General features: G+C 73.8%; 14 protein-coding genes. 7 read left to right on the forward strand and 7 right to left on the reverse strand.

Going from position 1 to position 24063, the window contains the following annotated elements:
- Positions 1 to 42 precede the first annotated feature (42 nt).
- The 3 genes from CXR04_RS21855 to CXR04_RS21865 form a co-directional block, all read right to left on the reverse strand.
- Positions 43 to 2958 carry an AfsR/SARP family transcriptional regulator gene (locus CXR04_RS21855; protein WP_101424010.1) on the reverse strand — a complete coding sequence of 972 codons (2916 nt, stop codon included), beginning with the start codon at positions 2956 to 2958 and terminating at the stop codon, positions 43 to 45.
- A 650-nt stretch (positions 2959 to 3608) separates the two neighbouring features.
- Positions 3609 to 5087 (reverse strand): CehA/McbA family metallohydrolase, encoded by a 1479-nt coding sequence (locus CXR04_RS21860; RefSeq protein WP_101426520.1) that lies wholly within the window; start codon positions 5085 to 5087, stop codon positions 3609 to 3611.
- 179 nt (positions 5088 to 5266) lie between these two features.
- Positions 5267 to 5596, reverse strand: coding sequence for a hypothetical protein (locus CXR04_RS21865; protein WP_234380400.1), 330 nt, complete (start codon positions 5594 to 5596; stop codon positions 5267 to 5269).
- A gap of 143 nt (positions 5597 to 5739) precedes the next feature.
- Here CXR04_RS21865 and CXR04_RS21870 point away from each other — a divergent pair, with 143 nt between their 5' ends.
- The 5 genes from CXR04_RS21870 to CXR04_RS21890 all read left to right on the forward strand — a co-directional run bounded on the left by CXR04_RS21870 (position 5740) and on the right by CXR04_RS21890 (position 16115).
- Positions 5740 to 6696 (forward strand): LLM class flavin-dependent oxidoreductase, encoded by a 957-nt coding sequence (locus CXR04_RS21870; protein WP_101424012.1) that lies wholly within the window; start codon positions 5740 to 5742, stop codon positions 6694 to 6696.
- A gap of 73 nt (positions 6697 to 6769) precedes the next feature.
- Positions 6770 to 9466 (forward strand): bifunctional FO biosynthesis protein CofGH, encoded by a 2697-nt coding sequence (locus tag CXR04_RS21875; protein WP_101424013.1) that lies wholly within the window; start codon positions 6770 to 6772, stop codon positions 9464 to 9466.
- Positions 9467 to 9698: 232 nt separating this feature from the next.
- The gene (locus CXR04_RS21880) at positions 9699 to 13073 is read left to right on the forward strand and encodes a tetratricopeptide repeat protein (RefSeq protein WP_101424014.1); all 3375 of its coding nucleotides are present in this window, start codon (positions 9699 to 9701) and stop codon (positions 13071 to 13073) included.
- A gap of 177 nt (positions 13074 to 13250) precedes the next feature.
- The gene (locus CXR04_RS21885; protein ID WP_234379988.1) at positions 13251 to 14849 is read left to right on the forward strand and encodes an ISL3 family transposase; all 1599 of its coding nucleotides are present in this window, start codon (positions 13251 to 13253) and stop codon (positions 14847 to 14849) included.
- A 156-nt stretch (positions 14850 to 15005) separates the two neighbouring features.
- On the forward strand, positions 15006 to 16115 hold the full coding sequence (locus tag CXR04_RS21890; RefSeq protein WP_101424015.1) for an ADP-ribosylglycohydrolase family protein: 1110 nt from the start codon (positions 15006 to 15008) through the stop codon (positions 16113 to 16115).
- Here CXR04_RS21890 and CXR04_RS21895 read toward each other — a convergent pair.
- Entirely contained in the window at positions 16103 to 16555 is a 453-nt protein-coding gene (locus CXR04_RS21895; RefSeq protein ID WP_101424016.1) for a winged helix-turn-helix transcriptional regulator, read from the reverse strand. The genes CXR04_RS21890 and CXR04_RS21895 overlap by 13 nt on opposite strands.
- A 132-nt stretch (positions 16556 to 16687) precedes the next feature.
- Between CXR04_RS21895 and CXR04_RS21900 the strand changes: the two genes are divergently transcribed.
- Positions 16688 to 17368 carry an NADPH-dependent F420 reductase gene (locus CXR04_RS21900; protein ID WP_101424017.1) on the forward strand — a complete coding sequence of 227 codons (681 nt, stop codon included), beginning with the start codon at positions 16688 to 16690 and terminating at the stop codon, positions 17366 to 17368.
- Between the two features lie 126 nt (positions 17369 to 17494).
- On the opposite strand, the gene CXR04_RS21905 is transcribed toward CXR04_RS21900, so the two are convergent.
- The 3 genes from CXR04_RS21905 to CXR04_RS21915 form a co-directional block, all read right to left on the reverse strand.
- Complete coding sequence (locus CXR04_RS21905; protein ID WP_101424018.1) at positions 17495 to 17704, reverse strand: DUF397 domain-containing protein; 210 nt, start codon at positions 17702 to 17704, stop codon at positions 17495 to 17497.
- Positions 17705 to 17924: 220 nt separating this feature from the next.
- A complete protein-coding gene (locus tag CXR04_RS21910; RefSeq protein ID WP_101424019.1) occupies positions 17925 to 18782 on the reverse strand; it encodes a helix-turn-helix domain-containing protein in 858 nt (285 codons plus the stop codon).
- Positions 18783 to 19176: 394 nt separating this feature from the next.
- Entirely contained in the window at positions 19177 to 19926 is a 750-nt protein-coding gene (locus tag CXR04_RS21915; RefSeq protein ID WP_101424020.1) for a GOLPH3/VPS74 family protein, read from the reverse strand.
- A 2076-nt stretch (positions 19927 to 22002) separates the two neighbouring features.
- Here CXR04_RS21915 and CXR04_RS36515 point away from each other — a divergent pair.
- On the forward strand, positions 22003 to 24006 hold the full coding sequence (locus CXR04_RS36515; protein WP_267898203.1) for a D-alanyl-D-alanine carboxypeptidase: 2004 nt from the start codon (positions 22003 to 22005) through the stop codon (positions 24004 to 24006).
- Positions 24007 to 24063 lie beyond the last annotated feature (57 nt).

The following is a 24063-nucleotide window of genomic DNA, read 5'->3' on the forward strand; positions in this document are numbered from 1 at the left end:
GTTCGTGATAAACGTTCGATGAACGGCCGCGTTGACCGTGCGTCAGGCGACGGCCGACGGGCTGAGGAGGGCGCGTACCTGGGCTGCTTCCGTGGCCCCCGCCCTCTCGTGCAGCGACAGAGCTTCGGACCAGCAGGCTCGGGCACGACCGGACTGGCTGATCTGCTCCAGCGCACGGCCGAGTACGGTCAGCACGCTGGCCCGGTGCCAGTCACCGCCGATGCCCTGCAGCCGCGTGAGCGCCTGCTCGGCCTGGGCGGCGGATTCCGTGGCCTGCCCGGCAGCGAGGTGTACCTCAGCCAGCCGGAACAGCGTGAGGCCGTCCCAGAGGCTCATCCTGTGGGCGCGGAAGATCCCAAGCGCCTGGGTCAGTTGGGCGAGCGCTTCCTCGTGGCGGCGGAGACCGGTGAGGGCGATTCCCAGCGCATACATAACGTTGGCGAGTCGGAACTCTGCGTTGAGCTTTCGGTATATCGCGATTGCCTGCTCCGCGAGTTGCACCGCCGTCGCCGCGCTGCCCATGTCGTTGTGGAGCCGCGAGAGGTTGCTGAGCGCGATGGCCTCACCGTCGAGGTTGCCGTCGGCGCGATAGGCGCTCAGTGCAGACTCCAGGTAGTCCTCGGCGTCCCCGTGACGTTCCTGGATGGAGGCGATGAGGCCGCGGTCCGTGGCCGCTTCACCGCGTGCCCAGATGTCGTCGCACGTCTCGCTGAGAAGCAATGCGGATGTCGCGTGCTGATCTGCTTGCTCGAACCGGCCCGAGAAGATGTGCGCGGAGGACAGCACCGTGTGCGCCCTGCACTGGCTGCGAGTGTCGTCCTCTGCCTGCGCTGCTGCCAGGGCGGCAGTTGCGGCGCGGACGAACGGGAGCGAATACGCACCGGATTCGGCGAGGTCCTTGGCGACGAGCAGCAAGTCTGCTGCGGACGCGAGATTGCTCCCGCGGGCAGCCTGCCGGACGGCCGCGAGCAGGGGGTCGGCTTCCCGGAAGAGCCAGTCCAGGGCAGCCTCTCGGCTGCGGAACTCCAGCCCGGCCTCGATCGCACGCGTCAGGTGCTTCATCAGCGTGTCGCCCGGGCGGCCCAGCTCGTACACCCTCGCCGCCGTCGCCAGGTAGAAGTCCAGCAGGCGCGACAGCGCCGCCTCGCGTTCCGCCGGGGGCTCCTCGCGTTCGGTGCAGTCGCGGGCGAAGAGCCGCACCAAGTCGTGGTAGCGGTAGCGGCCCGGGGCCGCCGACTCCAGGAGGCTGGCGTCTACCAGGGCTTCCAGGAGTTCTTCCGCGTCCTCCGTCGTGCGGTCCACGATCGCCGCCGCCGCCGTCACCGAGATGTCCGGGCCGTCGGCCAGGCCCAGGAGGCGGAAGGCGCGGGCCTGTTCGGGTTCGAGTTGGCCGTAGCCCAGCTCGAAGGTGGCCTTGACCGCCAGGTCGCCCACCCGGAGTTCGTCCAGGCGGCGGTGTTCGTCCGACAGTTTGCGGGCCAGTACCGACACCGTCCACGTGCGGCGTGCCGCCAGGCGGGAGGCCGCGATGCGGATGGCCAGGGGGAGGAAGCCGCAGGCGGCTACCACGTCCATGGCGGCGTCGCGTTCCAGGTCCACGCGTTCGGCGCCGACGATGCGGGTGAAGAGCAGCAGCGCTTCGTCCGGGGCCATCACGTCCAGGTCGACGTGGTGCGCGCCGGCCAGGTCCGTCATCCTCGTGCGGGACGTGATCAGCGCCGCGCAGCCCTCCGTGCCGGGGAGGAGGGGGCGTACCTGGGCGGCGTCGCGGGCGTTGTCGAGGAGGGTCAGTATGCGGCGGCCCGCGAGCACCGAGCGGTAGAGCGCGGCGCGTTCGTCTACCGGCTCCGGGATGTCCGCGTCCGGGGTGCCCAGGGCGCGGAGGAACGCGCCGAGGACGGCGGCCGGTTCGGCCGGGGACGGGCCCGAGCCCTGGAGGTCCGCGTACAACTGGCCGTCGGGGAAGGACTCCCGCGCCGCGTGCGCGACGTGCACGGCCAGCGTCGTCTTGCCCACGCCGCCGATGCCGGAGACCGACGACACCGCCATCACCGAGTCCGGCGCGTTCGCCAGCTCCTTGCCCAGTTCCTCCACGACACCGACGCGGCCGGTGAAGTCCGAGACGGTCGCGGGCAGTTGCGCCGGACGTACGACGCGGAACGGGGCGTCGCCCGCGAGGGGTTCGGTCTTCGGGGCGGCCAGGTCCTCGTCGGCCTGGAGGATGCGCTGCTGGAGGTCGGCCAGCTCCGGGCGCGGGTCGACGCCGAGTTCGTCCTGGAGCAGGCGGCGGGTGTCCGCGTACACGGCGAGGGCCTCGGCCTGCCGGCCGCTGCGGTAGAGGGCCAGCATCAGCAGCTCGCGGAACCGTTCACGCAGCGGGTGGCCCGCGGTCAGTGCCGTCAGCTCGGAGACGGCCTCCGCGTGCCGGGCGGCGTCGAGGTCCAGCTCGATGCGGTGCTCCAGCAGGGACAGGCGCAGCTCTTCGAGGCGGTCGCGGTGCCAGTCGGCGTACGGGCCGGGCACGCCGCCGAGCGGTTCGCCGGTGAACTGGGCGAGCGCGCCCGCGTACAGCTCGCGGGCCTTGGCGAAGTCGCCCGCCGAGGCGGCGGTTTCGGCCGAGCGGGCCAGCTCCTCCGCGGTGGCGATGTCGACCTCGGTGCCGTGGGCCCGGATCGCGTAGCCGCCGGCCTCGCTGACCAGGGCGTCGGCGCCGAGCGTCCGGCGGAGCCGGGACGCGTACGTGCGCAGGGCGGACACCGCGCGCGGCGGGGATTCCTCGCCCCAGATGCCGTCGACCAGCTCCTGGGCCGTGGCCGTACGGCCACCGCGCAGCAGCAGTGCCGCGAGCATCGCCCGCTGCTGCGGCGTACCCACCGGGAGGGATTCCTCGCCGCGCCAGGCACGAACGGGACCGAGCACGGCGAAGCGCAGCGCACTCGTCTCGTCTTCGTGGGCCATGGCCGCCCCCTCCCCGGTCCCGGTGATTCCAGATAGCCAAGTCTGCCCTGCCGGGGGTGTTTTAGTCAGCAACGACAGCGCTCTGGCTGGGCCAATGGCCCAGTAAGTGGACGTTTTTCGGCCTTCGGGAGCACACCCCGCGCAGCGGCGCGGCGCGTGATCCTCGCCGTGCGCCCCCGGTTACGCACCGCGCGTGAGCTGACGCCTCGTCAGGAGGGCGCTGCGGTGTGCCCCTGTCGACCACCTTGGCGAAGACGATCACGAGGGACGACCACATAGGCCAAACCTGCCGCACGCGTCAGTTCGGCTGGATTCTATATGTCCTGAAGAGGCCGTGCCCGTTCGGGCAGGGCCGAAACAGGGGGGTCCGAAACCGGAAGGCGTGCTACGGGTGCTGCGGTAAGGGGCCTCGTTCCCCTCTTTCCGGGCGTTCCGGCTTTCCGGGAACGGGGGAGGCCCGGCCGCCACGGGCTTCTTGCCGGGGGAGCGGCCCACCCTTTCCTCGCCCGCCACCTCGGCCGGGCAGTGCCCGCACCCGCCTGACCCGAGCGGCAGCGGCGTCCCTCCGGGATCGATCCGCCGGAGGGCGCCGCTTGCCCGGCCGGAGCGTCTTCCGCTACGCCCCGGCCCCCCGCCTCAGCGTCTCCGCTTCAGCGGCCCAGCCAGATCGGGTTCGTCATCGCCGCCATCGCCCCCGGCAGCCCGCTCGCCCCGCCGTCCGCCGCCGGGTGCCGGACCTCCGCGCGGACGAACGCCGCGTACGACGGCGTCGTCTGCCACTCCACCGTCCCCGCGCCGTCCGCCAGGGTCGTGGCGTACAACTGGCCCTCGTCCGTCATGAACCGGACCTGCGCCTTCGCCGGGCCGCCGGTGACCTTCAGCCGTACCGTCACCTTTCCGTCCGGCGCCGCCCGCAGCCGCTCCCCGATGCCCGCGTGCTCGCCCCGCGGGCCCGACGCCGTGAACTCCACGTCCACGTCCGCCGACTCCGCCAGCCAGCTCCGCCCCGCCCGCAGGCCCGCCAGCAGCGCCTGCCGGGACAGGTCGTCGGCCAGCACCACCGTCTGCGGCAGGCCCACGACCTGGCCGTCACGGTGCGCGTCGCTGTTGCCCAGCGCCGGCAGCCAGTCCATCGGGCCGCCGCCCTCGCGGCCCGCCGTCAGGGCGTTGTCCCAGGCCGCCACCGCCAGTTCGTCGTCCGTCGTCCACGGCCCGTTCCACACCTCGACCGCGTCGGCGCCCTCGTAGCCGAACTTCCACTGGCAGCCGACGAACGGGCAGTTGGGGTGCGCAGGCACGACCAGCCCGCCGGCCGCGTGGATCTGCCGCACGTAGCGCGGGTACGCGTCGTCCCGTGCCCGGTAGCGCCAGTCGACGAACACGCCCGGGTCGGTGCCGACCGCCAGGTAGTGCCCGTTGCGCGTCGTCACCTCCTCGCCGCACAGCACCAGCAGGTCGTCACCCCACAGCCCGTCCCACGCGGCGTGCCCGGAGGACGTGTTGTGCTCCGTCGTCGTGATGAAGTCGAGCTTCGCCGCCCGCGCCGCCGCCGCGGTCTCCGCGGGCGTACGGGCGCCGTCCGAGTGCACCGTGTGCAGGTGGCAGTCCCCGCGGTACCACGCCCGGCCGCGGCCCTTGGCGCGCTCCGGCGGGAACCGCGGCGGGGCGGTCTCGGCCGCCGGGCCGTAGCGCAGAGTGATCGTCACCTCGTAGTCGAGACCCTGCGGGGCGATCGTGTACGGGCCGAGCACCACGTGCCAGCGGCCGGCCCGTACCGGACCCGGCAGGTACGCGGGCGTCGTCGCCGCCCGGTCGGCACTGATCGCGAACTCCGTGCGGAAGCCGCCCGACCAGCCGCGGAAGCCCCGGCCGCCGTCGCGGGTGCCGTGCTCGTCGAAGATGCCGATGTCCAGGGCGTTGCCCGTCGTGCCCGCGGGCACCTGGGGGCGGTCGTAGCGGTACGAGACGTGGATCTCGCGCACCCCGCGCGGCACGTCGACGGGCAGGTAGACGAAGTCCGGTGCGCCCGGCTCCAGATGGCCGGTGACGGTCCGGCTGTCCTCGGAGCCGGCGGCGGAGCCTTCTGCGTCGTCTGCCGCGCTGGCGAAGCTGACGGGGGCGAGCGTCATCACTCCGGCGGTGGCCGCCGAGAGCTTCAACAGGTCGCGTCTGTCCACGGGTGCGGTCCCTTCACGTCGGTTCATCGCTGAGACGGTGCTACACGGGTCCTATACGCGGGTGACGCGGAAGGGAACACTGCGGGACACGTGGGTCGTGAGCGACGGACGGTGCGGCCGGGGACCCGCCGTCAGCGCCTGCGGCGGCGGTGTACGGCGCCGATCAGGCGCATCGCCCGCCCGGCGAGGAAGTAGACCAGGACCACGCCGGCGACGAACAGCACCGACCCCCAGCCGACGCCGCCGCCCCCGCCCGTGGTCGTGGGCCCCGTGCCGCCGGACGTGGTGGTGACCCCCGTCGTGATCCCCGTACTCGAAGAGAACCCGCCGGAGACCGTCGTCGTCGCGCCCATGGAGGCACCCGCGTTCATGCCCGGGTCGATGTACCGGCCCGCGGCGCCGCTCGCCGAGCCGACCCCGCCCGACGACTGCGCCGAGGCGACCGCAGGCTGGAAGAGCACGCATAACGCGGTGGCGCACAGGACCGACACCACAAGAGAAGACAAACGACGCGGCCGGACAGACATGACGGGCCTCCCGTCTCACGGCGGGAATCGCCGCGGGGGTTGTTCCCAGCGTACGACTCGCGCTGGATACTGCGCGAATGCGTATTTCCGTGACCGTCTTCCTCACCGACGAGACCGTCCGCCCCCCGGCCCTCGCGCGTGAGCTTGAAGAACGCGGCTTCCACGGGCTCTATCTCCCCGAGCACACGCACATCCCCGTCAGCCGCGACACCCCCGCCCCGATGGGCGAACCGCTGCCCCGCGAGTACGGGCGCACGCTCGACCCCTTCGTCGCCCTCGGCCAGGCCGCCGCCGTCACCGAGCGGCTGGCGCTCGGCACCGGCATCACGCTCGTGGCCCAGCACGACCCGATCGTGCTGGCGAAGCAGGTCGCGACGCTCGACTTCCTCTCCGGCGGCCGGTTCACGCTCGGCGTCGGCTTCGGGTGGAACGAGGAGGAGGCCGACGACCACGGGGTCGACTGGCGCGGGCGGCGGGAACTGGGGCGGCGGCGGATGGGGCTGATGAACGCGCTCTGGGCGCCGGAGCCCACGGCGTACGACGGGGAGGCGGCGGCGGAGGCGGCGGACGCACCGGACGCACCGGACGCACCGGACGCGGCCGACACGAAGGGCGAAGGGGATGCGGCGGGCGGCTCCGCGCCGCGTACTGCCGTACGGGCCTCCGAGGCGCACCCCAAGCCCGTCCAGGACCCCCGCCCCCGCAAGGGCACCTCCCCGCTGTACGGCCCGCGCACCCTGCTCGGCGGCCGGCCGGGACCGAAGCTCTTCGCGCACGTCGCCGAGTACGCCGACGGCTGGATGCCCATCGGCGGCGGCGGGCTCACCGACAGCATCCCGCGGCTGCGCCAGGTGTGGGAGGACGCCGGGCGCGATCCGGCGGCGCTGGAGGTGGTCCCGTACGCCGTGCGGCCGAGCGAGGGCAAGCTCGCGTACTTCGCCGCGCAGGGCGTACGGGAGACCGTCGTCCAACTGCCGCCCGCCGGCGAGACGGAGGTGCTGCGGGCGCTCGACGCCTGCGCCCGCTTCCTCTGACCAGGCAGGAACCCCCTTCGCCGCAGCCGCCCCGCGGGCCCCGCGACCCGCACCGGTGTCCGACCTGCCTCCTATGCTCGGAAAGATGAAGCCCCCGCCCGTCCCCGCCCCCACTGCCAACGCCATGCGCCGCGCCCTCAGGCGCGCCCGCGACGGCGTCGCCCTCGACGTGTCCGAGGCCGCCGTGCTCCTCCAGGCGCGCGGTGCCGACCTGACCGACCTCTCCGCCTCCGCCGCCCGGGTGCGCGACGCCGGTCTGGCGGCCGCCGGCCGGCCCGGCGTCATCACGTACTCCCGCAGCGTCTTCCTGCCGCTCACCCGGCTCTGCCGGGACCGCTGCCACTACTGCACGTTCGTCACCGTCCCGGGCAAGCTGCGCCGGGAAGGACACGGGATGTTCATGTCCCCCGACGAGGTGCTGGACATCGCCCGCCGCGGCGCCGCGCTCGGCTGCAAGGAGGCGCTGTTCACGCTCGGGGACCGGCCCGAGGACCGCTGGCCCGAGGCGCGCGAGTGGCTGGAGGCGCACGGGTACGACGACACGCAGGCGTACGTCCGCGCGATGGCCGTCCGCGTGCTGGAGGAGACCGGCCTCCTGCCGCACCTCAACCCGGGCGTGGTGACCTGGGCCGGATTCCAGCGGCTCAAGCCCGTGGCCGCGTCCATGGGGATGATGCTGGAGACCACAGCCGAGCGGCTGTGGAGCGAGCCCGGCGGGCCGCACCACGGCTCGCCCGACAAGGAGCCGGCCGTACGGCTGCGGGTGCTGGAGGACGCGGGGCGCTCCTCCGTGCCGTTCACCAGCGGGCTGCTCATCGGCATCGGCGAGACGCCGGCGGAGCGCGCCGAGTCGCTGTTCGCGCTGCGCCGGGTGCAGCGGGCGTACCAGGGCCTCCAGGAGGTCATCGTGCAGAACTTCCGCGCCAAGCCGGACACGGCGATGCGCGGCATGCCCGACGCCGAGTTGGACGACCTCGCCGCCACCGTCGCCGTCACCCGGCTCATCCTGGGCCCGGCGATCGGGGTGCAGGCGCCGCCGAACCTGGTGGACGCCGAGTACGGCAAGCTCATCGCGGCCGGCATCGACGACTGGGGCGGGGTCTCGCCGCTGACCCCGGACCACGTCAACCCGGAGCGGCCCTGGCCGCAGCTCGACGAGCTGGCGGCGCGGTCGGCGGCGGCCGGGTTCGAGCTGCGCGAACGGCTCGCCATCTACCCGGAGTTCGTGCGCCGCGGTGAGCCGTGGCTCGACCCCCGGGTGCTGCCGCACGTCAGCGCGCTGGCCGACCCGGAGACGGGCCTCGCCCGTGACGTACGGCCGCGGGGCCTGCCCTGGCAGGAGCCGGACGGCGGCTTCGCCGCCGGGGGGCGCACGGACCTGCACCGCACCATCGACACCGAGGGCCGCACGGGCGACCGGCGGGGTGACTTCGACGCGGTGTACGGGGACTGGGAGGCCCTGCGCGAGACGGCCAGGGAACTGTCCGGCGACCCCGCGGCACCCCCCGCGGCAGACGCAGCGACCGCGGCAACCGCCGGCCCCGCCACCGAAAGCCCGGACCGCCCCGCCACCGACGGCCCGGACCGCCCCGCCCCCGGCCGGCTCGACTCCGACGTGCGCGCCGCCCTCGCCCGCGCCGCAGACGACCCCACCCGGCTCACCGACGCCCAGGCCCTCGCCCTGCTGCACGCCGAAGGCCCCGCCCTCGACGCCCTCTGCGGCGTCGCCGACGACCTGCGCCGCGCCACGGTCGGCGACGACGTCACGTACGTCGTCACCCGGAACATCAACTTCACCAACGTCTGCTACACCGGCTGCCGCTTCTGCGCCTTCGCCCAGCGCCGCACCGACGCCGACGCCTACACCCTCTCCGTCGAGCAGGTCGCCGACCGCGCCCAGCAGGCGTGGGACGTGGGCGCCGTCGAGGTCTGCATGCAGGGCGGCATCCACCCCGACCTGCCCGGCACGGCGTACTTCGACATCGCCCGCGCCGTCAAGGAGCGGGTGCCGGGCATCCATGTGCACGCGTTCTCGCCCATGGAGGTCATGAACGGCGCGGCGCGCACCGGCCTTTCCGTACGCGACTGGCTGACCGCCGCCAAGGAGGCGGGGCTCGGCTCCATCCCGGGCACGGCCGCCGAGATCCTGGACGACGAGGTGCGCTGGATCCTCACCAAGGGCAAGCTGCCCGCGGCCGACTGGGTCGAGGTGGTCACCACGGCGCACGAGCTGGGCCTGAAGTCCTCGTCCACGATGATGTACGGGCACGTGGACCAGCCGCGGCACTGGCTGGGCCATCTGCGGCTGCTCGCGGAGCTGCAGCAGCGCACGGGCGGCTTCACGGAGTTCGTCACGCTGCCGTTCATCCACACCAACGCGCCGGTCTACCTCGCGGGCATCGCCCGGCCAGGACCCACGATGCGCGACAACCGCGCGGTCACCGCCATGGCCCGGCTGCTGCTCCACCCGCACATCACCAACATCCAGACGAGCTGGGTCAAGCTCGGCGCGGACGGCGCCGCGCAGATGCTCCGCTCCGGCGCCAACGACCTGGGCGGCACGCTGATGGAGGAGACGATCTCGCGGATGGCCGGCTCGTCGTACGGGTCGTACCGCTCGGTGAAGGACCTCGTCGCCATCGCCGCCGCCGCGGGCCGCCCGGCCCGGCCGCGGACGACGACGTACGGCGAGGTGCCGGAGGAGCGGCTGCGCGCGGCGGAGGCGGCGGACGGCCGGCTGCCGGAACTGCTGCCGGTGCTGGGGCAGTAGCGGGCGCTACGGGAAGGGGGCGCCCGGCGCGTACGGGAAGGGGGCGCCCTGCGTACGGAACGCGGGCGCCCGGCGGGTACGGAGCGGGGCGCGCGCGGCGCACCGGGCGGCCGCCCGGACCGCACCGGGCACGAGCCCCGGGCCGGACCCGTCCGGCCCGCCCCCGCCGCCGCCGCGAGGCTTTAAGCTCGCCCCCGGGGGAGGTGGCGCCGTGCCCGAAGTGCGTCCGTCCATGCAGGACTTGATCCGCGACCGCCGCCGGTCGGGATTCGTCGGCAGGCAGCGCGAGATCACCGCGTACCGGGACAACTTCCGCTGTCCCCCCGAGGATCCGGCGCACCGCTTCCTCTTCCACTTCCACGGCGTCGCCGGCGTCGGCAAGACGTCGCTGCTGCGCCGCCTGCTGCAACTCGCCGGGGAGCAGGGCGCGCTGACCGCGCAGGTCGACGAGTCCGCGGTCAGCGTGCCCGAGGCGATGGAGGCGATCAGCACCCAACTCGCGCGTCAGGGCCACCCGCTGAAGGGCTTCGACCGGCTGCTCCAGCGCTACCGCCAGCGGCGCCACGAGGCGGACTCCGTCGTCGCCACCCTCGACGCCGCGCCCGGCCCGCCCGGCGCCGGGACCCCCGGCGTGCCGCACCAGGGGGGTCCCGTGGACGCCGCGGGGCCCGTGCCCGCCGCCCAGGCGCCCGCCGCCGCCTCGCCCGCCGCCGGCATCGCCGCCCAGGCGGGCCTGGCAGGACTCGGCCTCGTGCCGGGACTCGGCGCCGTCGCCGGCGCCATGGACCCGCAGCAGGTCGCGCAGAGCCTCGACCGCTGGCGCGCCGCGCTCTCCACCCGGCTGCGCAGCCACGACGACGTCCAGCTCGTCCTCTCCCCGCTCCAGGCCCTCACCCCCGCCTTCCTGGAGGACCTGCGCGGCGTCGGCACCGCCGCCCCCTGGCTCACGCTGTTCTTCGACACGTACGAGCGCACGGGACCCGTCCTCGACGCCTGGCTGTGCGACGTGATGACCAGCGACCGCTACGGCGCGCTGCCCGCCAACGTCGTGGTGACCCGCGCCGGGCAGCAGCGGCTCGACCCCGCCCGCTGGCCGGCCGGCGACTTCGCCGCCGAACTGGAGCTGGAGCTCTTCACCGAGGAGGAGGCGCGCGCGCTCATCGCGGCCAGGGGCATCGCCGACGCCCGGGTCGTGGACGAGATCCTGCACCTGTCCGGGCGGCTGCCGGTGCTCACCTCGATGCTCGCCGAGACGCCGCCGGTCCGCCCCGGCGGCGGGGACCCGAGCGGCACGGCGGTGGAGCGGTTCCTGAAGTGGGTGGCCGACCCCGTGCAGAAAGCCGCGGCGCAGGCCGCCGCGCTGCCGCCGTCCCTGGACGAGGACGTGTTCCGGGTCGCCGTCGCGCCCGCGGCCGCCGGGCTGTACGGGTGGCTGCGCGCGCTGCCGTTCGTCAGCGACGAGGCGGGCCGGGTGCAGTACCACGGCGTGGTCCGCTCGGCGATGCTGCGGGTCCAGCGCGCGCGGTCGCCGCAGCGCTGGCGCGAGCAGCACCGCGCGCTCGCCGCGGCGCACGCAGGCTGGTGCGCGGAGCTGGAGGCGAGCCTGCCGGCCGGGACCGACGTGCGGGAGGAGCGCTGGCTGGACGAGCGGTGGTTCGGCCACCGCCGCAACGAGACGTACCACCTGCTGTGCGCCGACCCCCAGGGCGCCCTGCCCCGCGCCCGCCGCGACGCACTCCAGGCCGCCGACGTAGGTCCTGCCGAGACCCGGCGGTGGGCGCAGACGATGGAGCAGGCGGGCACGGACGCGGACAGCGAGCCCGTACGGGACTGGGGCCGGCGGCTGCTTGCGGTGAGGGGGGAGGGCCCGCGCGGCGTCGTCGAGGTGTGCACGTTCCTGCTGCGGGAGGCGGAGCTGACCGATCCCGAGCGGGTGCTCGCGTACACGCTGCGCGGCCGGGAGCGCCGCAACGCCGACGAACTCGACGCGAGCATCGCGGACTTCGACCGGGCGCTGGCGCTCGACCCGGCCTTCACCCGCGCGTACGCGGGCCGCGGCCAGGCGTACGTACTCCTCGACCGCTACGCCGAGGCCGACGCGGACTTCACCCGCTGCATCGAGGCCGGCTCCGACCGCGCCTGGTCGCTGACCCACCGCGGCCGGGCCCGGCTCTACCTGGAGCGCTACGACGACGCGAGGGCCGACCTGGACCAGGCGGTGGAGCTGGACCCGTCCCCGATGAGCTGGGCGATGCGCGGCGAGGTGCAGCGGGTCGCGGGCGCCCCGGAACAGGCGATCCCCGACTTCGACCGGGCCCTGGAGGCGGCGGAGGGCGACTACGCCTACGCGTACGCCAGCCGCGCCCAGTGCCACGCCGCGCTCGGCCGCCCCGCGGAGGCGCTTACGGACCTGAACCGGGCGCTGACGGTCGACCCGCAGTGGGACTGGTGCTGGGTCGAACGCGGCCGGCTGCACCAGGACGCCGAGCGGTTCGAGGCGGCCGTCGCCGACTACACCCGCGCGCTGGAGCTGTCGCCCGACTACGACTGGGCGTACGCCAACCGGGGCGAGTCCTACCGCCGGCTGAACCGGCTGGACGAGGCGCTGGCGGACGTGGACCGGGCGCTGGAGCTGAAGCCGGAGTGGTCGTGGTGCTGGGGCGAGCGCGGGGAGGTGCACCGGCTCGCCGGGCGGATCGAGGAGGCGCTGGCGAACTTCGACCGGGCCGTGGAGCTGGAGCACGACTACGCCTGGGCGATCGCCGGCCGGGGCCAGTGCCTGGCGGCGCAGCGGCAAGTCGACGCGGCGCTGGCCGAGTTCACCCGGGCGCTGGAGATCGACCCGCGGCTCACGTGGGTGCTGGAGACCCGGGGCGTCTTCTACCGGATGGCCGACCGCTTCGACGACTCGCTCGCGGACTACGCGCGCGCCCTGGAGATCGACGCCACCCGCAGGTGGGCACGGATCGGCCGGGCCCGCACCCTCGGCCACATCGGGCGGACGGCCGAGGCGTACGCGGAAGTCGACGCGGTCCTCGCCCGGTGGCCGGACCACGCCGACGGGCTGAGCCTGAAGGGCCGGCTGCTCTCCCTGGACGGACGGCACGAGGAGGCCCTGGCCGCGTTCGGCGCGGCGCTCCTGGCGGATCCCGACGACACGTCGCTGCACGGCGACAAGGCCGAGACGCTGATGGAACTCGGCCGGTACGAGGAGGCTCGTCCGCACGTCGCGGCGGCGCTCGCGGCCAGTCCGGAGGACGGCTTCACCCAGTTCGACGAGGTCCTGCTGGAGCGGCTGACGGGCGGCTCGCCGCCCGCCGGGCGCTGGGCGGCGGTGGAGGCGGCGATGCTGGCGGACAGCGTCACCGACGCGGACCGGGTGGAGGTCCGGCTGATGTGCCGCGCCGCGACCGGGGACTGGGCCGCCGCCGACGCGGCGCTGGCGGAGCTGGCGACCGCGAAGACGTACTGGCTGCTGCTCAAGGACGTACGCGCACTGCTCTCCATGCTGGCCGCCGCGCCCGTCACGTCGGCGGCGGACCGGCCCCGGATCGAGGGATATCTGCGCACAATCGACGACTTGCTCCGCGAACTGCCGGGCGTATGACGCGGATACGCCCGCTGGCCTCTCGGTTTCCCTCGATTGGCTCTGTCCACGAGAAGGGGTTCTGGCTCAACTTCCGTGAAGCCCGACGCTGAGTGACGACCGAGGCTGGAGCTGACCTTCGGGAAGTTGCCCGAAAATGATCAGTGGTGATCTTGGTGTGGTCGACAGTTCGGCGCCGTGGAAGAGACGGTGCTCCGGTTGGAGGAGCTGCTGTTCTCGTCGATCGCGGACGTTGCGGTGCTGTCGGTGGACGTGAACAACGAGGCGATACGGATCGAGGCCCGCCGGACGACGGCCGGCTCGACGTGTCCGGACTGCGGAACCTGGTCGGGGCGGGTGCACAGCTCCTACCTGCGGTTTCCGGCCGACGTGCCCACGGCGGGGCGGCGGGTGGTGCTGAGCTTGCTTGTCCGCCGGTTCTTCTGCCCGAACGCTTCGTGCGGACGGCGGACGTTCGTCGAGCAGGTGCCGGGGCTGACCCGGCGGCACAGCCGGTGGAGCGAGCGCCTGCGCTCGACGCTGGCCGCGGTCGGCCTCGCGCTCGCCGGCCGGGCCGGCGCACGGATGGCCCGGGTCGTCGGGGTATCCGTCAGCCGCAGCACCGTGCTGCGGCTGGTCGACGCCCTGCCCGAGCCTCAGCCTCCGGCCCCGCGGGTGGTCGGCGTCGACGAGTACGCGATGCGCAAGGGCAGGGTCTACGGGACGGTGCTGGTCGACGTCGAGACCAGGCGCCCTGTGGATCTGCTGCCGGACCGCGAGTCGGCAACGCTGGCGGCCTGGCTCAGCGAACGTCCCGGCATCGAGGTGGTCTGCCGGGACCGCGCCCCCTTCTTCGCCGAGGGAGCGCGGGCCGGGGCCCCGACGGCTCTCCAGGTCGCGGACCGCTTCCACCTCTGGCACAACCTCGGCGAAGCCGCCGAACGATGTGTGTCGCGTCATCGATCCTGTCTACGGGCACCGTTCACCCTGCCTCGACGCGACGCGGCCAAGAACCCTCGGCAACCTGACGGGCAGAACAAATCGCCCTGGCCGACAGGCCACCGGTTCGCCGACCGCACACGCGAGAAACACGCGATCGTCCAGGCGCTGCTGGCCGAAGGTCTCAGCAGACGGGCCATCGGCCGCCGACTCCACATGACACACCGGACGGTCAAACGCCTCGCTGACGCTGCCGCCCCGGAAGACCTCTTCCAAGGGCAGTGGCAGAACCGGCCGACGAGGCTCGATGACTTCAAGCCCTACCTGCATGAGCGGTGGGCGGAAGGCTGCACGAACGCGTGGACGCTCTGGGAGGAGATCAAGGCTCACGGATACGCCGGCGGATACGGAACCGTGCGTGCCTACCTCCGGCCCTTCCGCAGCCCCTCGCGAACGGCGACCCACCCGCCCACGCCCCGGACGGTCACCCGGTGGATCCTCACCCACCCCGACGCCCTTCCGGAGACGGACCGACTCAAACTCAAGTCCGTCCTGGCGCACTGCCCTGAACTGGACGCTCTGACCAGCCATGTCCGCGCCTTCGCTCAGATGCTCACCCAGCTCCAGGGCCACCAGCTCCGCGAGTGGATAGCGGCGGTCCGCACCGACGACTTGCCCAGCATGCACACGTTCATCAACGGCCTCGAACGCGATCTCGACGCCGTCACCGCGGGCCTCACCCTGCACTGGAACTCCGGCGTCGTCGAAGGACACGTCAACCGCATCAAGATGCTCAAACGGCAGATGTTCGGCCGAGCCGGCTTCCGGCTCCTCCGTAAACGCGTCCTGCTCGCGTGACGGAGAGCGACCGCTTCACGGAAGTTGAGCCAGAACCGAAACTCGTGAACAAAGCCACTCGATTACAGTGCTGGGCCGGAGCACGTGCCGAACCGAGCGAGACCAGACAGCGAGACCTGACCGCGAGAGACCGAACGTCCGGACTGAGGTGGCCGAGTGACGACCGCACGCCGCACCTGGGGCCGCGCCGAGCAGCAGGACTTCCGGAGCAGAGTGCGCGGCTGCCTGCTCGGCGGCGCCATAGGCGACGCCCTGGGCGCGGGTATCGCGGATGCCTCCCTGGCGGAGATACGGGCCGGGCACGGACCGGAGGGCGCCGCCGACTTCGCCCCGGCCTACGGCCGCCGCGGCGCGGTCACCGACGACACCCAGATGACCCTCTTCACCGTCGACGGCCTCATCCGCGCCCAGGTGCGCCGCGACGGCGGCCGGTGGCACCCGCCTACCGACGTGCACACCGCGTACCGCCGCTGGTACGCCACGCAGAAGGACTGGGGCCCCGACGAGCGCAAGGCGGAGGACGGCTGGCTCGCCCGCGAGGAGTGGCTGTACTCGCAGCGCGGCGCCCCCCGCGCCAGCCTGCGGGGCCTGGCGGACGAGCGCATGGGCACGCTCCAGCAGCCCCGCAACCCGGAGGCGAAGGACCCGGGGGCCGTGGTGCGCTCCGCGCCGTTCGGGCTGCTGGTGGGCTGGGAGCCGCAGTTGGTCTTCCAGCTCGCCGCCGAGTGCGCCACGCAGACCCACGGCCACCCGACCGGCTATCTGGCGGCGGGCGCGTACGCGGTCGTGGTGCACGGCCTCGCCCGCGGCGACGCGCCGGAGGAGGCGGTGAGCAGGGCGCTGGAGATCCTCGCCGGGCGCCCGGGGCACGAGGAGACCGCGGCGGCCCTGCGCGCCGCGCTCGACGCCCGCGAGGGGCCGGAGCCGGGCCCGGAGCAGGTGGAGCTGCTCGGCACCGGCGAGAGCGCCGCGGAGGCCGTCGCCCTCGCCCTGTACTGCGCGCTGGCCGCCACCGACGTGCGCCACGGCCTGCTCCTCGCCGTCAACCACGGCGGCGCCTCCGACGCCACCGGCTCGCTCTGCGGCAGCCTGCTCGGCGCGCAGCACGGCGAGACGGCGCTGCCGCCGGCGTGGGTGGCGGAGGTCGAGGGCCGCGGCACGATCCTCCAACTGGCCGACGACTTCGCCCTGGAGATGACCCTCGGCCCGGCGCTGCACGGCGAAAGCGCCCCGAACGAGGCGTGGCTGCTGCGCTATCCGCGCTGACCGCCGCACTGTTCCGCGCCGAGTACTGCCCTGTCCGCGCTGACGCCGCCCTGTCCGCGCTGACGCCGCTCGGCCCGCTCCTGCGCCACCAGCACCCCGTCGCCGTGCTCCCGCGACCACGCGGCGAGCGCCCACAGCGGCCCGAGCAGCGACTGCCCGCTGTCCGTGAGCCGGTACTCGACGCGCGGCGGAGCCTCGGCGTAGCGGCGGTGCTCCACCAGCCCGTAGCCCTCCAGCCGCCGCAGCGTCTGGTTGAGGACCTTCGGGCTGATGCCCCCGATCGCCTTCCGCATCTCGGCGGGGCGCCGCGGCCCCTCGCTCAGCGCGAAGATCACGATGCCGTTCCAGGCGTGCGCGAGCACGTCGATGCCCACGCGGGCGCGGCAGTCCGCGAGAAAGGGGCTGGTGTGCACCGGGACGGCCGGCAGCGTCTCGCTCATTCCGCTCCTCCTCTCCTCTTCCTTCTGCTTGCTGCTCCTGTCGTCCTTCTAGCGCATCCGTTACGCACCGATCGGTGCCTTTCGGTCTTCCTAGTGTCGCTGAGGACATCGCGAACAGATGGAGGAGCGACGATGCGTATCGGAGTACTGGGCACCGGGGCCATGGCGGGCGCGCTGGCCGGCTCGTGGGCGCGCGCGGGGCACGAGGTGCTGGTCGGCGGGCGGAGCGCGGCGAAGGCGGCGGAGCTCGCGGAGCGGGCCGGCGGCCGGGCCGGAAGCCTGCGTGAGGCGGCCGGGTTCGGGACGGTCGCGCTGCTGGCCGTGCCGTACGCGGCGCTGGGCGACGCGCTGCGGCAGGCGGGCGCGGGGGAGGGGGTGCTGCGCGGACGTACCGTCGTCGACTGCACCAACGCCCTCGACACGGCGACCATGGAGCCCGACCCGGACCTGCTGGCCGGGGGTCCCAGCGCCGCCCGGCGGATCGCCGGCCTCGCCGAAGGGGCCCATGTCGTCAAGGGCTTCAACCTCGCCCCCGCCGAGGTCTGGCGGCGCAGCGCGCCCGGGCCCGGGGAGGCGCGGGTCACCGTGCCGCTGTGCGGGGACGACGAGGACGCGCTGACGGTGGTGCGGACCCTCGTACGGGACGCGGGGGGCGAGCCGGCGGACGGCGGGGGGCTGGAGCGGGCCGGGCTGCTGGAGGCGGCGGCGGCCTTCGCGGCGGGGGTGTGGAGCCAGGGCCGGCAGCCCGGCGCGGTCTTCGGCCCGGTGCCAGGCCCGGTGTCAAGTCCGGTGGCAAGCCCGGCGGCCGGCTAGGCGGGAGGCCGGGCGGCGGCCGGTCGGAAAAGGCCGAGCCCTCTCGGCCGGGACGGCGAGCCAGTCGAGAGGGCGTTCGGACTTGCGGTCGTGCAGTTTCCGGTCAACTCACGGGTTCACCGTCGGTCAGGCCGTACGGAAAGCGCCGCCGGCCGCCTCGGCCACGAATGCGGCCCAGGATTCGGGGGTGAAGTCCAGGACCGGCCCGTCCGGGACCTTCGAGTCGCGCACCGAGACCAGCCCGGGAGCGGTCGAACGCACCTCGATGCACTCGCCGTTGCCCGCGGAGTGGGTCGATTTGGTCCAGGCGCCGGTGGCGCCGAGTTCGATTGCCATGTTCTTCTCCGGTTGCTGAGGGACTCAACTTCTTCCTGCCCGTTCGCAGGCCGGAGTGTTGTCGACGCCCCGGCCCGACGCCGAGACGCTACCGCTCAACAACCCACCGGTCAGGGGGCTTTCACTCGACCGGATGGCGAAAGGCCGCTGCTCTTCCGGAGCGTCCGGGTACGGGTGTACCGTGCCTCCGTTTCGGGATACCCGGCCGCGCCTCCGATTATCAGCGGGCGTACTTCTTAGCCGTATCCGCGATGAATTTCCGGGTCTGTTCTGGATTGAGCGCCTGCGCCCGCAAATGCTCGTACATCAAGCTGTAGTTGTGGACGTCGTCGCTCTTCTCCAGGTAGAGATCGCTGGTGACGCCCTCCAGATAGATCACGCTGGAGTCGGACTCCTCGGGGAACTCCAGAATCGCGTACTGCCCCGTGACCCCCGGGTGCGCGCCCGTCTCGAACGGCAGCACCTGCACCGTGACGTGCGGCAACTGCGACACCTCGATCAGGTGCTCCAACTGCTCGCGCATGATGTGCGGGCCGCCCACCACCCGCTGGAGCGCGGCCTCGTCGAACACCGCCCAGAGCCGCAGCGGCTGCTCCGTACCCCTTATCCGGTCCTGCCGCCGCATCCGCACGTTCACCCGCTTGTCGACGTCCGCTTCGGTCACCTCCGGCGAACTGCCGGCGATGACGGCCTCCGCGTACGCGCGCGTTTGCAGCAGTCCCGGCACGACGAGCGACTGATAGATGCGCAGCGAGGCGGCGGCGGTCTCCAGGCCGATGTAGACGCTGTACGGCACGTCCCCGAAGGCGTTCCACCAGCCCTGCTGGCGGGATTCCCGCGCCATCTGCATCAGGGAGTTGACGATCCGCTCGTCCTCCACCTCGTACACGCCGCACAGGTCGCGGACGTCGCGCTGGCTGATGCTGCGCCGGCCGTTCTCCAGCCGGCTGATCTTGGACTGCGAGACCAGCAGCCGGTCGGCGACCTGTTCCGCGGTCATGTTCTTCTGCTCGCGCAGCCTGCGCAGCTCCTGGCCGAGGCGGCGCCGCCTGACCGTGGGGTTGACGTTGGACGCCAAGGGAGTTGCACCTCCGGGTGCGTAATCCGCGTGCGGACGTAACTCATTACTGGGTGCAGCCTGCCACCGACGGAGTGTGTGCCGCTGCGATCGTCGCGAAATCGCCGCAGAGGACGAAGGTTTGGCGCACAATGTGCGCGGCACGGGGCGGCGGGGGCCGGTTGTGCCCACGGGGGCGCCGAGCGCGCGCAGTCGCCGGAGCGGCCGGAGTCGTTCGGAACGCAGGACTTGGAACGCAGGACAGGGCCCCGTCCCGTCGAGTGGTCTCGACGGGACGGGGCCCTGCGTTGCGGCTCCCGTTCCCGGTCCGGTGCACCGCCGTGCGCCACGCCTCGCCCGTACGCGGATGCGTGCGTACGGACTCGGCGTCGCGTGCGACGGCCGCCGGGCGGGCTCAGCGCACCGCGGCCGTCCGGATCATCCCCGCGCGGCGGGACCCCGCGGGAACTCCGGCAGGCTGCGCGACAGCCGGCGGACGGGCCGCGGGACGGCCGCCTCCGGAGGTGCGCCGCGGCTGAGCGGTGACGCCGTTCTGCACGTCCATCACGGCGTGCGCCACCAGACCGCCCATCGGGTCGTGCCTGATCAGATCCCGGAGCCGGGAGCGCGCGGAGCGCCCCTCGTTCCCGGGGTAGAGATGCTTGCCGAGTCCGACCGCGTGGGCCAGCGCGGCAAGCGCCGCGGTCCGCGGGTCCGGCGGGACGCCGGTGCGGATCGCACTGTCCAGCCGGGCACGTATCTCCCGGCTGATAGCGGTGTCGGTTGCCTGATACCGAGTGGTGGGGAGTACCCCGCACATGTGGCTCTCCACGGCATGCACCATGCCGCAGCGCTCCAGATGAGCGAGATACGTCTGGCGCAACCCCAGACGTGGCCCACCTATCCAGTTCACCGCGCGCACGGGACTGCCCCGGCGACGCAGCAACTCAAGCGCTGTGTCCAATGTGGGGTCCCCGGTCGGACGCGGAAGTATCACGGCGATACGATCCCCGTCCGGGGCTATTCGCCCGGCCAGAGCGAGCTCGACGAGCTGTGCTCCTGCCAGGCCGAGGTCGAGCGACTGCGGCTGCGCAGTGGTACCCGTGGCCGGGTCCAGTGCCAGCAGCAGAAGCTCCTCCGGAAGTGTTCTGCGGCTCCTGCCCATCCATGCCTCCCCGCGTGGATGAATGACAGGGTGACGCCTCTCACATTGGTCTGTCGAGAGTGCGTGGGCGCTTTGATCGGGAACCTGTAGGTATGTCGTTCTCGTCTCTCAGATGCGGGCGAGAGACGGCTACGTCCCCGTAGGGTGGGTGGCCACCCCGTGGTTGACGCGGTTGTGCGGTTGTGACTCAGGAGGAGGAAGTCGGTGGCGGTCGAGTCCCCCGGGAGGCCCGAGGAGCAGCAACCGTCGGGGTCGGCGACCGTGGACGAACGCGAACCTCGCGATCCGGACGGCGGACGCGACCCACGCCTGGCGTTCACGTCCTCCACCGACAACGCCCCCGTCCCGGCGCCGGTTCCCGCACAGGGCGGCGAGGAGCGAACTGCCCCCGGGGCGGCGGCGGATGACGACGCGGGTGCGGCCGGCGGCGAGACCGGGTCCGGGGCGGAGTCCGAGTCCGAGGACGGGCGGAAGGCCGGGAGCGGGACCGGGAAGCCGAAGTCGCGACCGAAGCCCCCGAGCAAGAACGGCAAGGCGCCGGCGCGCGGCGAGGGCTCGGGTACGAAGCCGAAGAGCGCGGCGGCCGCGAAGCCGGCGGACGAGGACGGCGAGAGGCCGGGAGCGGGATCGGGAGCGGGATCGGGCGCGGCGTCCGAGTCGAAGCCGAAGCCCGCGGCGAGCGCGAAGCGCACGGCGGACGGCGGCGGCAAGGCGGCGAACGGATCCCGCCAGAAGGCGGACAAGACCTCCGCTGAGGCCGACGACGGGGCCGAGGCCAAGCAGGCGAGCGACGACGGCAAGGCGCCCGGTCGGTCGCCGCAGCGGGAGGGCTCCGGCGAGAAGGCCGCGCCCGGCCCGAAGGCGAAGGCCGCGCCCAAGGCGAAGAGCGACACGGCACCGAAGAGCGACAAGGCGCCCGAGAAGACCCCAGAGGCCGAACCCCCGGCCAAGCCCGCCCCCACCGCGAAGCGCGCCGCTAGCGCGCCCGCCCCGAAGCCCGGCAGCGATTCAGGGGCGAAGGACGCTGCCGCGCCCAAGCCGACGGCCGCGGGAACTGCCGCTGACGCCGGGTCGTCGGCAGGCGCGGACGGTTCCGACGCGGGAGCCAAGCCCCGCCCGAAGCCCAGCACCACGTCTGAGCCGCGAGGCGGCGGCGCCTCGAAGGGCGCCGAGGCGCCCAAGGCGCCGACCGCCGGTGCTGCGCCGCAGCCGAAGCCGGCGGGCGAAGCGGCTGAGGCGGACGCTTCCGGCGCGCGGTCGGCGGCCCGGCCGAAGCCCGAGGACGCGCCTGGGTCGCGAGGTGGCGCCGTCGCAAAGGGCACCGCGGCGTCCAAGCCGCCGACCGCCGGTGCTGCGCCGCCGCCCAAGCCCGAGGGCGATCCGGCCAAGGCGGACGGTTCCGGCGCGCGTCCCGCGTCCGGGCCGGAGGCCGCGGACGCGCCTGCGGCGCGGCGCGGTGAGGCGGCGGGGGCCGAGGTCCCCACGACGTCCGACAAGCCCCGCTCGGCCGCCGGCGCCCCGGGCACCGATGCCGTCCCGGGAGCGTCGCGGCCGAAGGCCGGGGGACCGGCCGGTGCCGGGTCTTCGGCGGCTGCCGGCGGTTCGGGCGCAGAGAGCCCGTCCCGGCCGGAGGCCGCGGACGTGGCGGCCGAGGGCGGTACGACGTCCGGCAAGCCCCGCTCGGCTGCCGGTGGTCCCGGCAACGACGCCCCGTCGAGCGCCTCGCGGCCGAAGGCCGGGGGACCGGCCGGTGCCGGCGCTTCGGGCGCCCGGTCCGCCTCCGGGCCGGAGGCCGCGGACGCGGCGGCTGACGGTGCCATGACGTCCGGCAAGCCCCGTTCGGCCGGCGGTGCCTCGGGCGCCAAGAGGGACACCGCGACCGCCACTTTCCGGGTTGCGGACGTTGCCTCCGACGGCGGCGGCTCGGGTGCGTCGGGTTCGGCTCGGCCGGGGGCCGACGGCACGGCCGTGCCTGGGGCTCGGGTCGGGGAGGGCTCTGAGGGGGCTCTGGGCGGCTCTCGTGGGGGTCGTGAGGGCTCGGGTGGGTCCGGGGTCTCTGAGGCCGCTGAGGCGCGTGTGGAGGGCGACCTCGCCCCCGGGCGTGCCCGGGAGGCCGCGGGCTCCGGCTCCGGTGCCGCCGACGACGCTCCGGACTCCGGTTCGGACACCGGCTCCGGCCTCGGTTCCGGGTCCCCCGCTGATGCTCCGGACCGCTCCGGCGCCTCCCCGGCGGCGGGTTCCCGCGGCAAGGACTCCGCCACCGCCAGCTTCCGGCTCGTCGCCGAGGCCGACGCCGCCAAGGTCAGCGGCGACGACCGGCTGCGGGCCGCCGTCGCCGCCTGGGTGACGAAGACCGGCGACGACGAGCCCGGCGATGCCGTCGCCCTGGCCGGTGACGTCGAAGACGTGTCCGTGGCCGACGAGCCCGCCGACGCCGTGCCCGACACGGCCGACGGCGACGGCGACCCCGCCGACACCCCGCCCGTCGGGAAGCTCGCCGGGCCACCCGGCAGCACCTTCGTGCCGCTCAAGACCGACGCCGACCTGCCCCCCAAGCCCGCCGCTCCGCCGCCGCCCCCCGCCGCACCTCCGGCGGTCCCCGCGACGCCCGCGACGCCCCCGGCGCCCCCCGCCGCACCTCCGGCGGTCCCCGCGACGCCCCCGGCGCCCCCCACCGCGCCCCCGGCGGTCCCCGCGCCCGCGGCGGCACCCGACTCCGCGCCGCCCGAGCCCGCCGCCGGGCCCGACTCGCCGCCCGGCTGGGAGCGGACGCAGCAGCAGCCCCTCCCGCCGTACGAGGAGAAGCGGCCGCTCGACCTGCTCGCCGAGCTGACCAACACCCCGCCGCCGCCCGAGACCCTCACCCGTACGCTCGTACGGCGGGTGAAGATCTGGACGCCGCTGGTCATCCTGCTCGCGATCGTCCTCGGCGTGGTCCAGATGCTCCGCCCGCTGCCCGCCCCCGCACTCACCCTCACCGCCGCCTCCGGCTACTCCTTCGAGGGCGGCACCCCCGAGATGCCGTGGCCCAGCGAGGGGCAGGCGTCGATAGACGTGGCGGGGCTCGGCAGCCTCGGTTCGTACGGGAAGCAGAAGTCCGTGCCGATCGGCAGCGTCGCCAAGGTCATGACCGCCTACATCATCCTGCGCGACCACCCGATGAAGCCCGGCGGCAAGGGCGCGAGCATCCCCGTCGACGACACCGCCGTCGACGAGGCCGCCCTCAGCTCCGAGGGCGAGACGACCGTCGAGCTGGACCCGGACTCCAAGCTCAGCCAGAAGGAAGCCCTCCAGGCCCTGCTCATCGCCTCCGCCAACAACGTCGCCCGGCTGCTCGCCCGCTGGCACTCGGACGGCGACATGCAGGCGTTCGTGGACGAGATGAACAGGACCGCGGAAGAGCTGGGCATGGACGGCACCACCTACAGCGACCCCAGCGGCCTGAAGGAGTCCACCGTCTCCACGGCCGAGGACCAGGTGATCCTCGGCAAGGCGGCGATGAAGGACCCGCTGTTCAAGCAGATCGTCGCCATGCCCGTCTACACCGACAGCCGCGGCGACGACCACGACAACAGCAACAAGATGGTTCCGCTGCACGGCATCGGCATCAAGGTCGGCTCGACCACCAAGGCCGGCGGCAACTTCCTCTTCGCCACCGAGAAGAAGGTCGCGGGCGAGGAGCAGTTGATCGTCGGCGCGGTCCTCGGGCAGTACGCGGTGCCGCAGCTTCCGACCGCCATGGAGTTCGGCCGGCAGTTGATGGCGGAGGGCGAGAAGGCGCTCACGGACATGACCGTCGTGAAGAAGGGCGACGTCGTCGGCGAGGTCGACGACGGCCTCGGCGGTACGACGCCGGTGGTGGCGACCGAGGACGTCGTGGCGCCGGGCTGGGGCGGGCTGAAGGTGGGCCTGGAACTCGGTCCCGGCCGCACCGGAGAGGTGCCGCACGAGGGTGCGAAGGGTGACCCGGTCGGGGTGCTGACGATGGGCTCCGGCCAGGGGGAAGTGCGGGTGCCGGTGGCGCTGGCGGAGGACATGGCGGAGCCTGGCGTAGGGGCGAAGCTCAGCAGGCTCGGTTAGCGCCCGGGGGCGTCGTACGCCCGTGCTAGCGTCGCTGGCACCGCCCCCGGGGACGTC

The sequence above is a fragment of the Streptomyces sp. CMB-StM0423 genome, assembly GCF_002847285.1.
Lineage (GTDB): Bacteria > Actinomycetota > Actinomycetes > Streptomycetales > Streptomycetaceae > Streptomyces.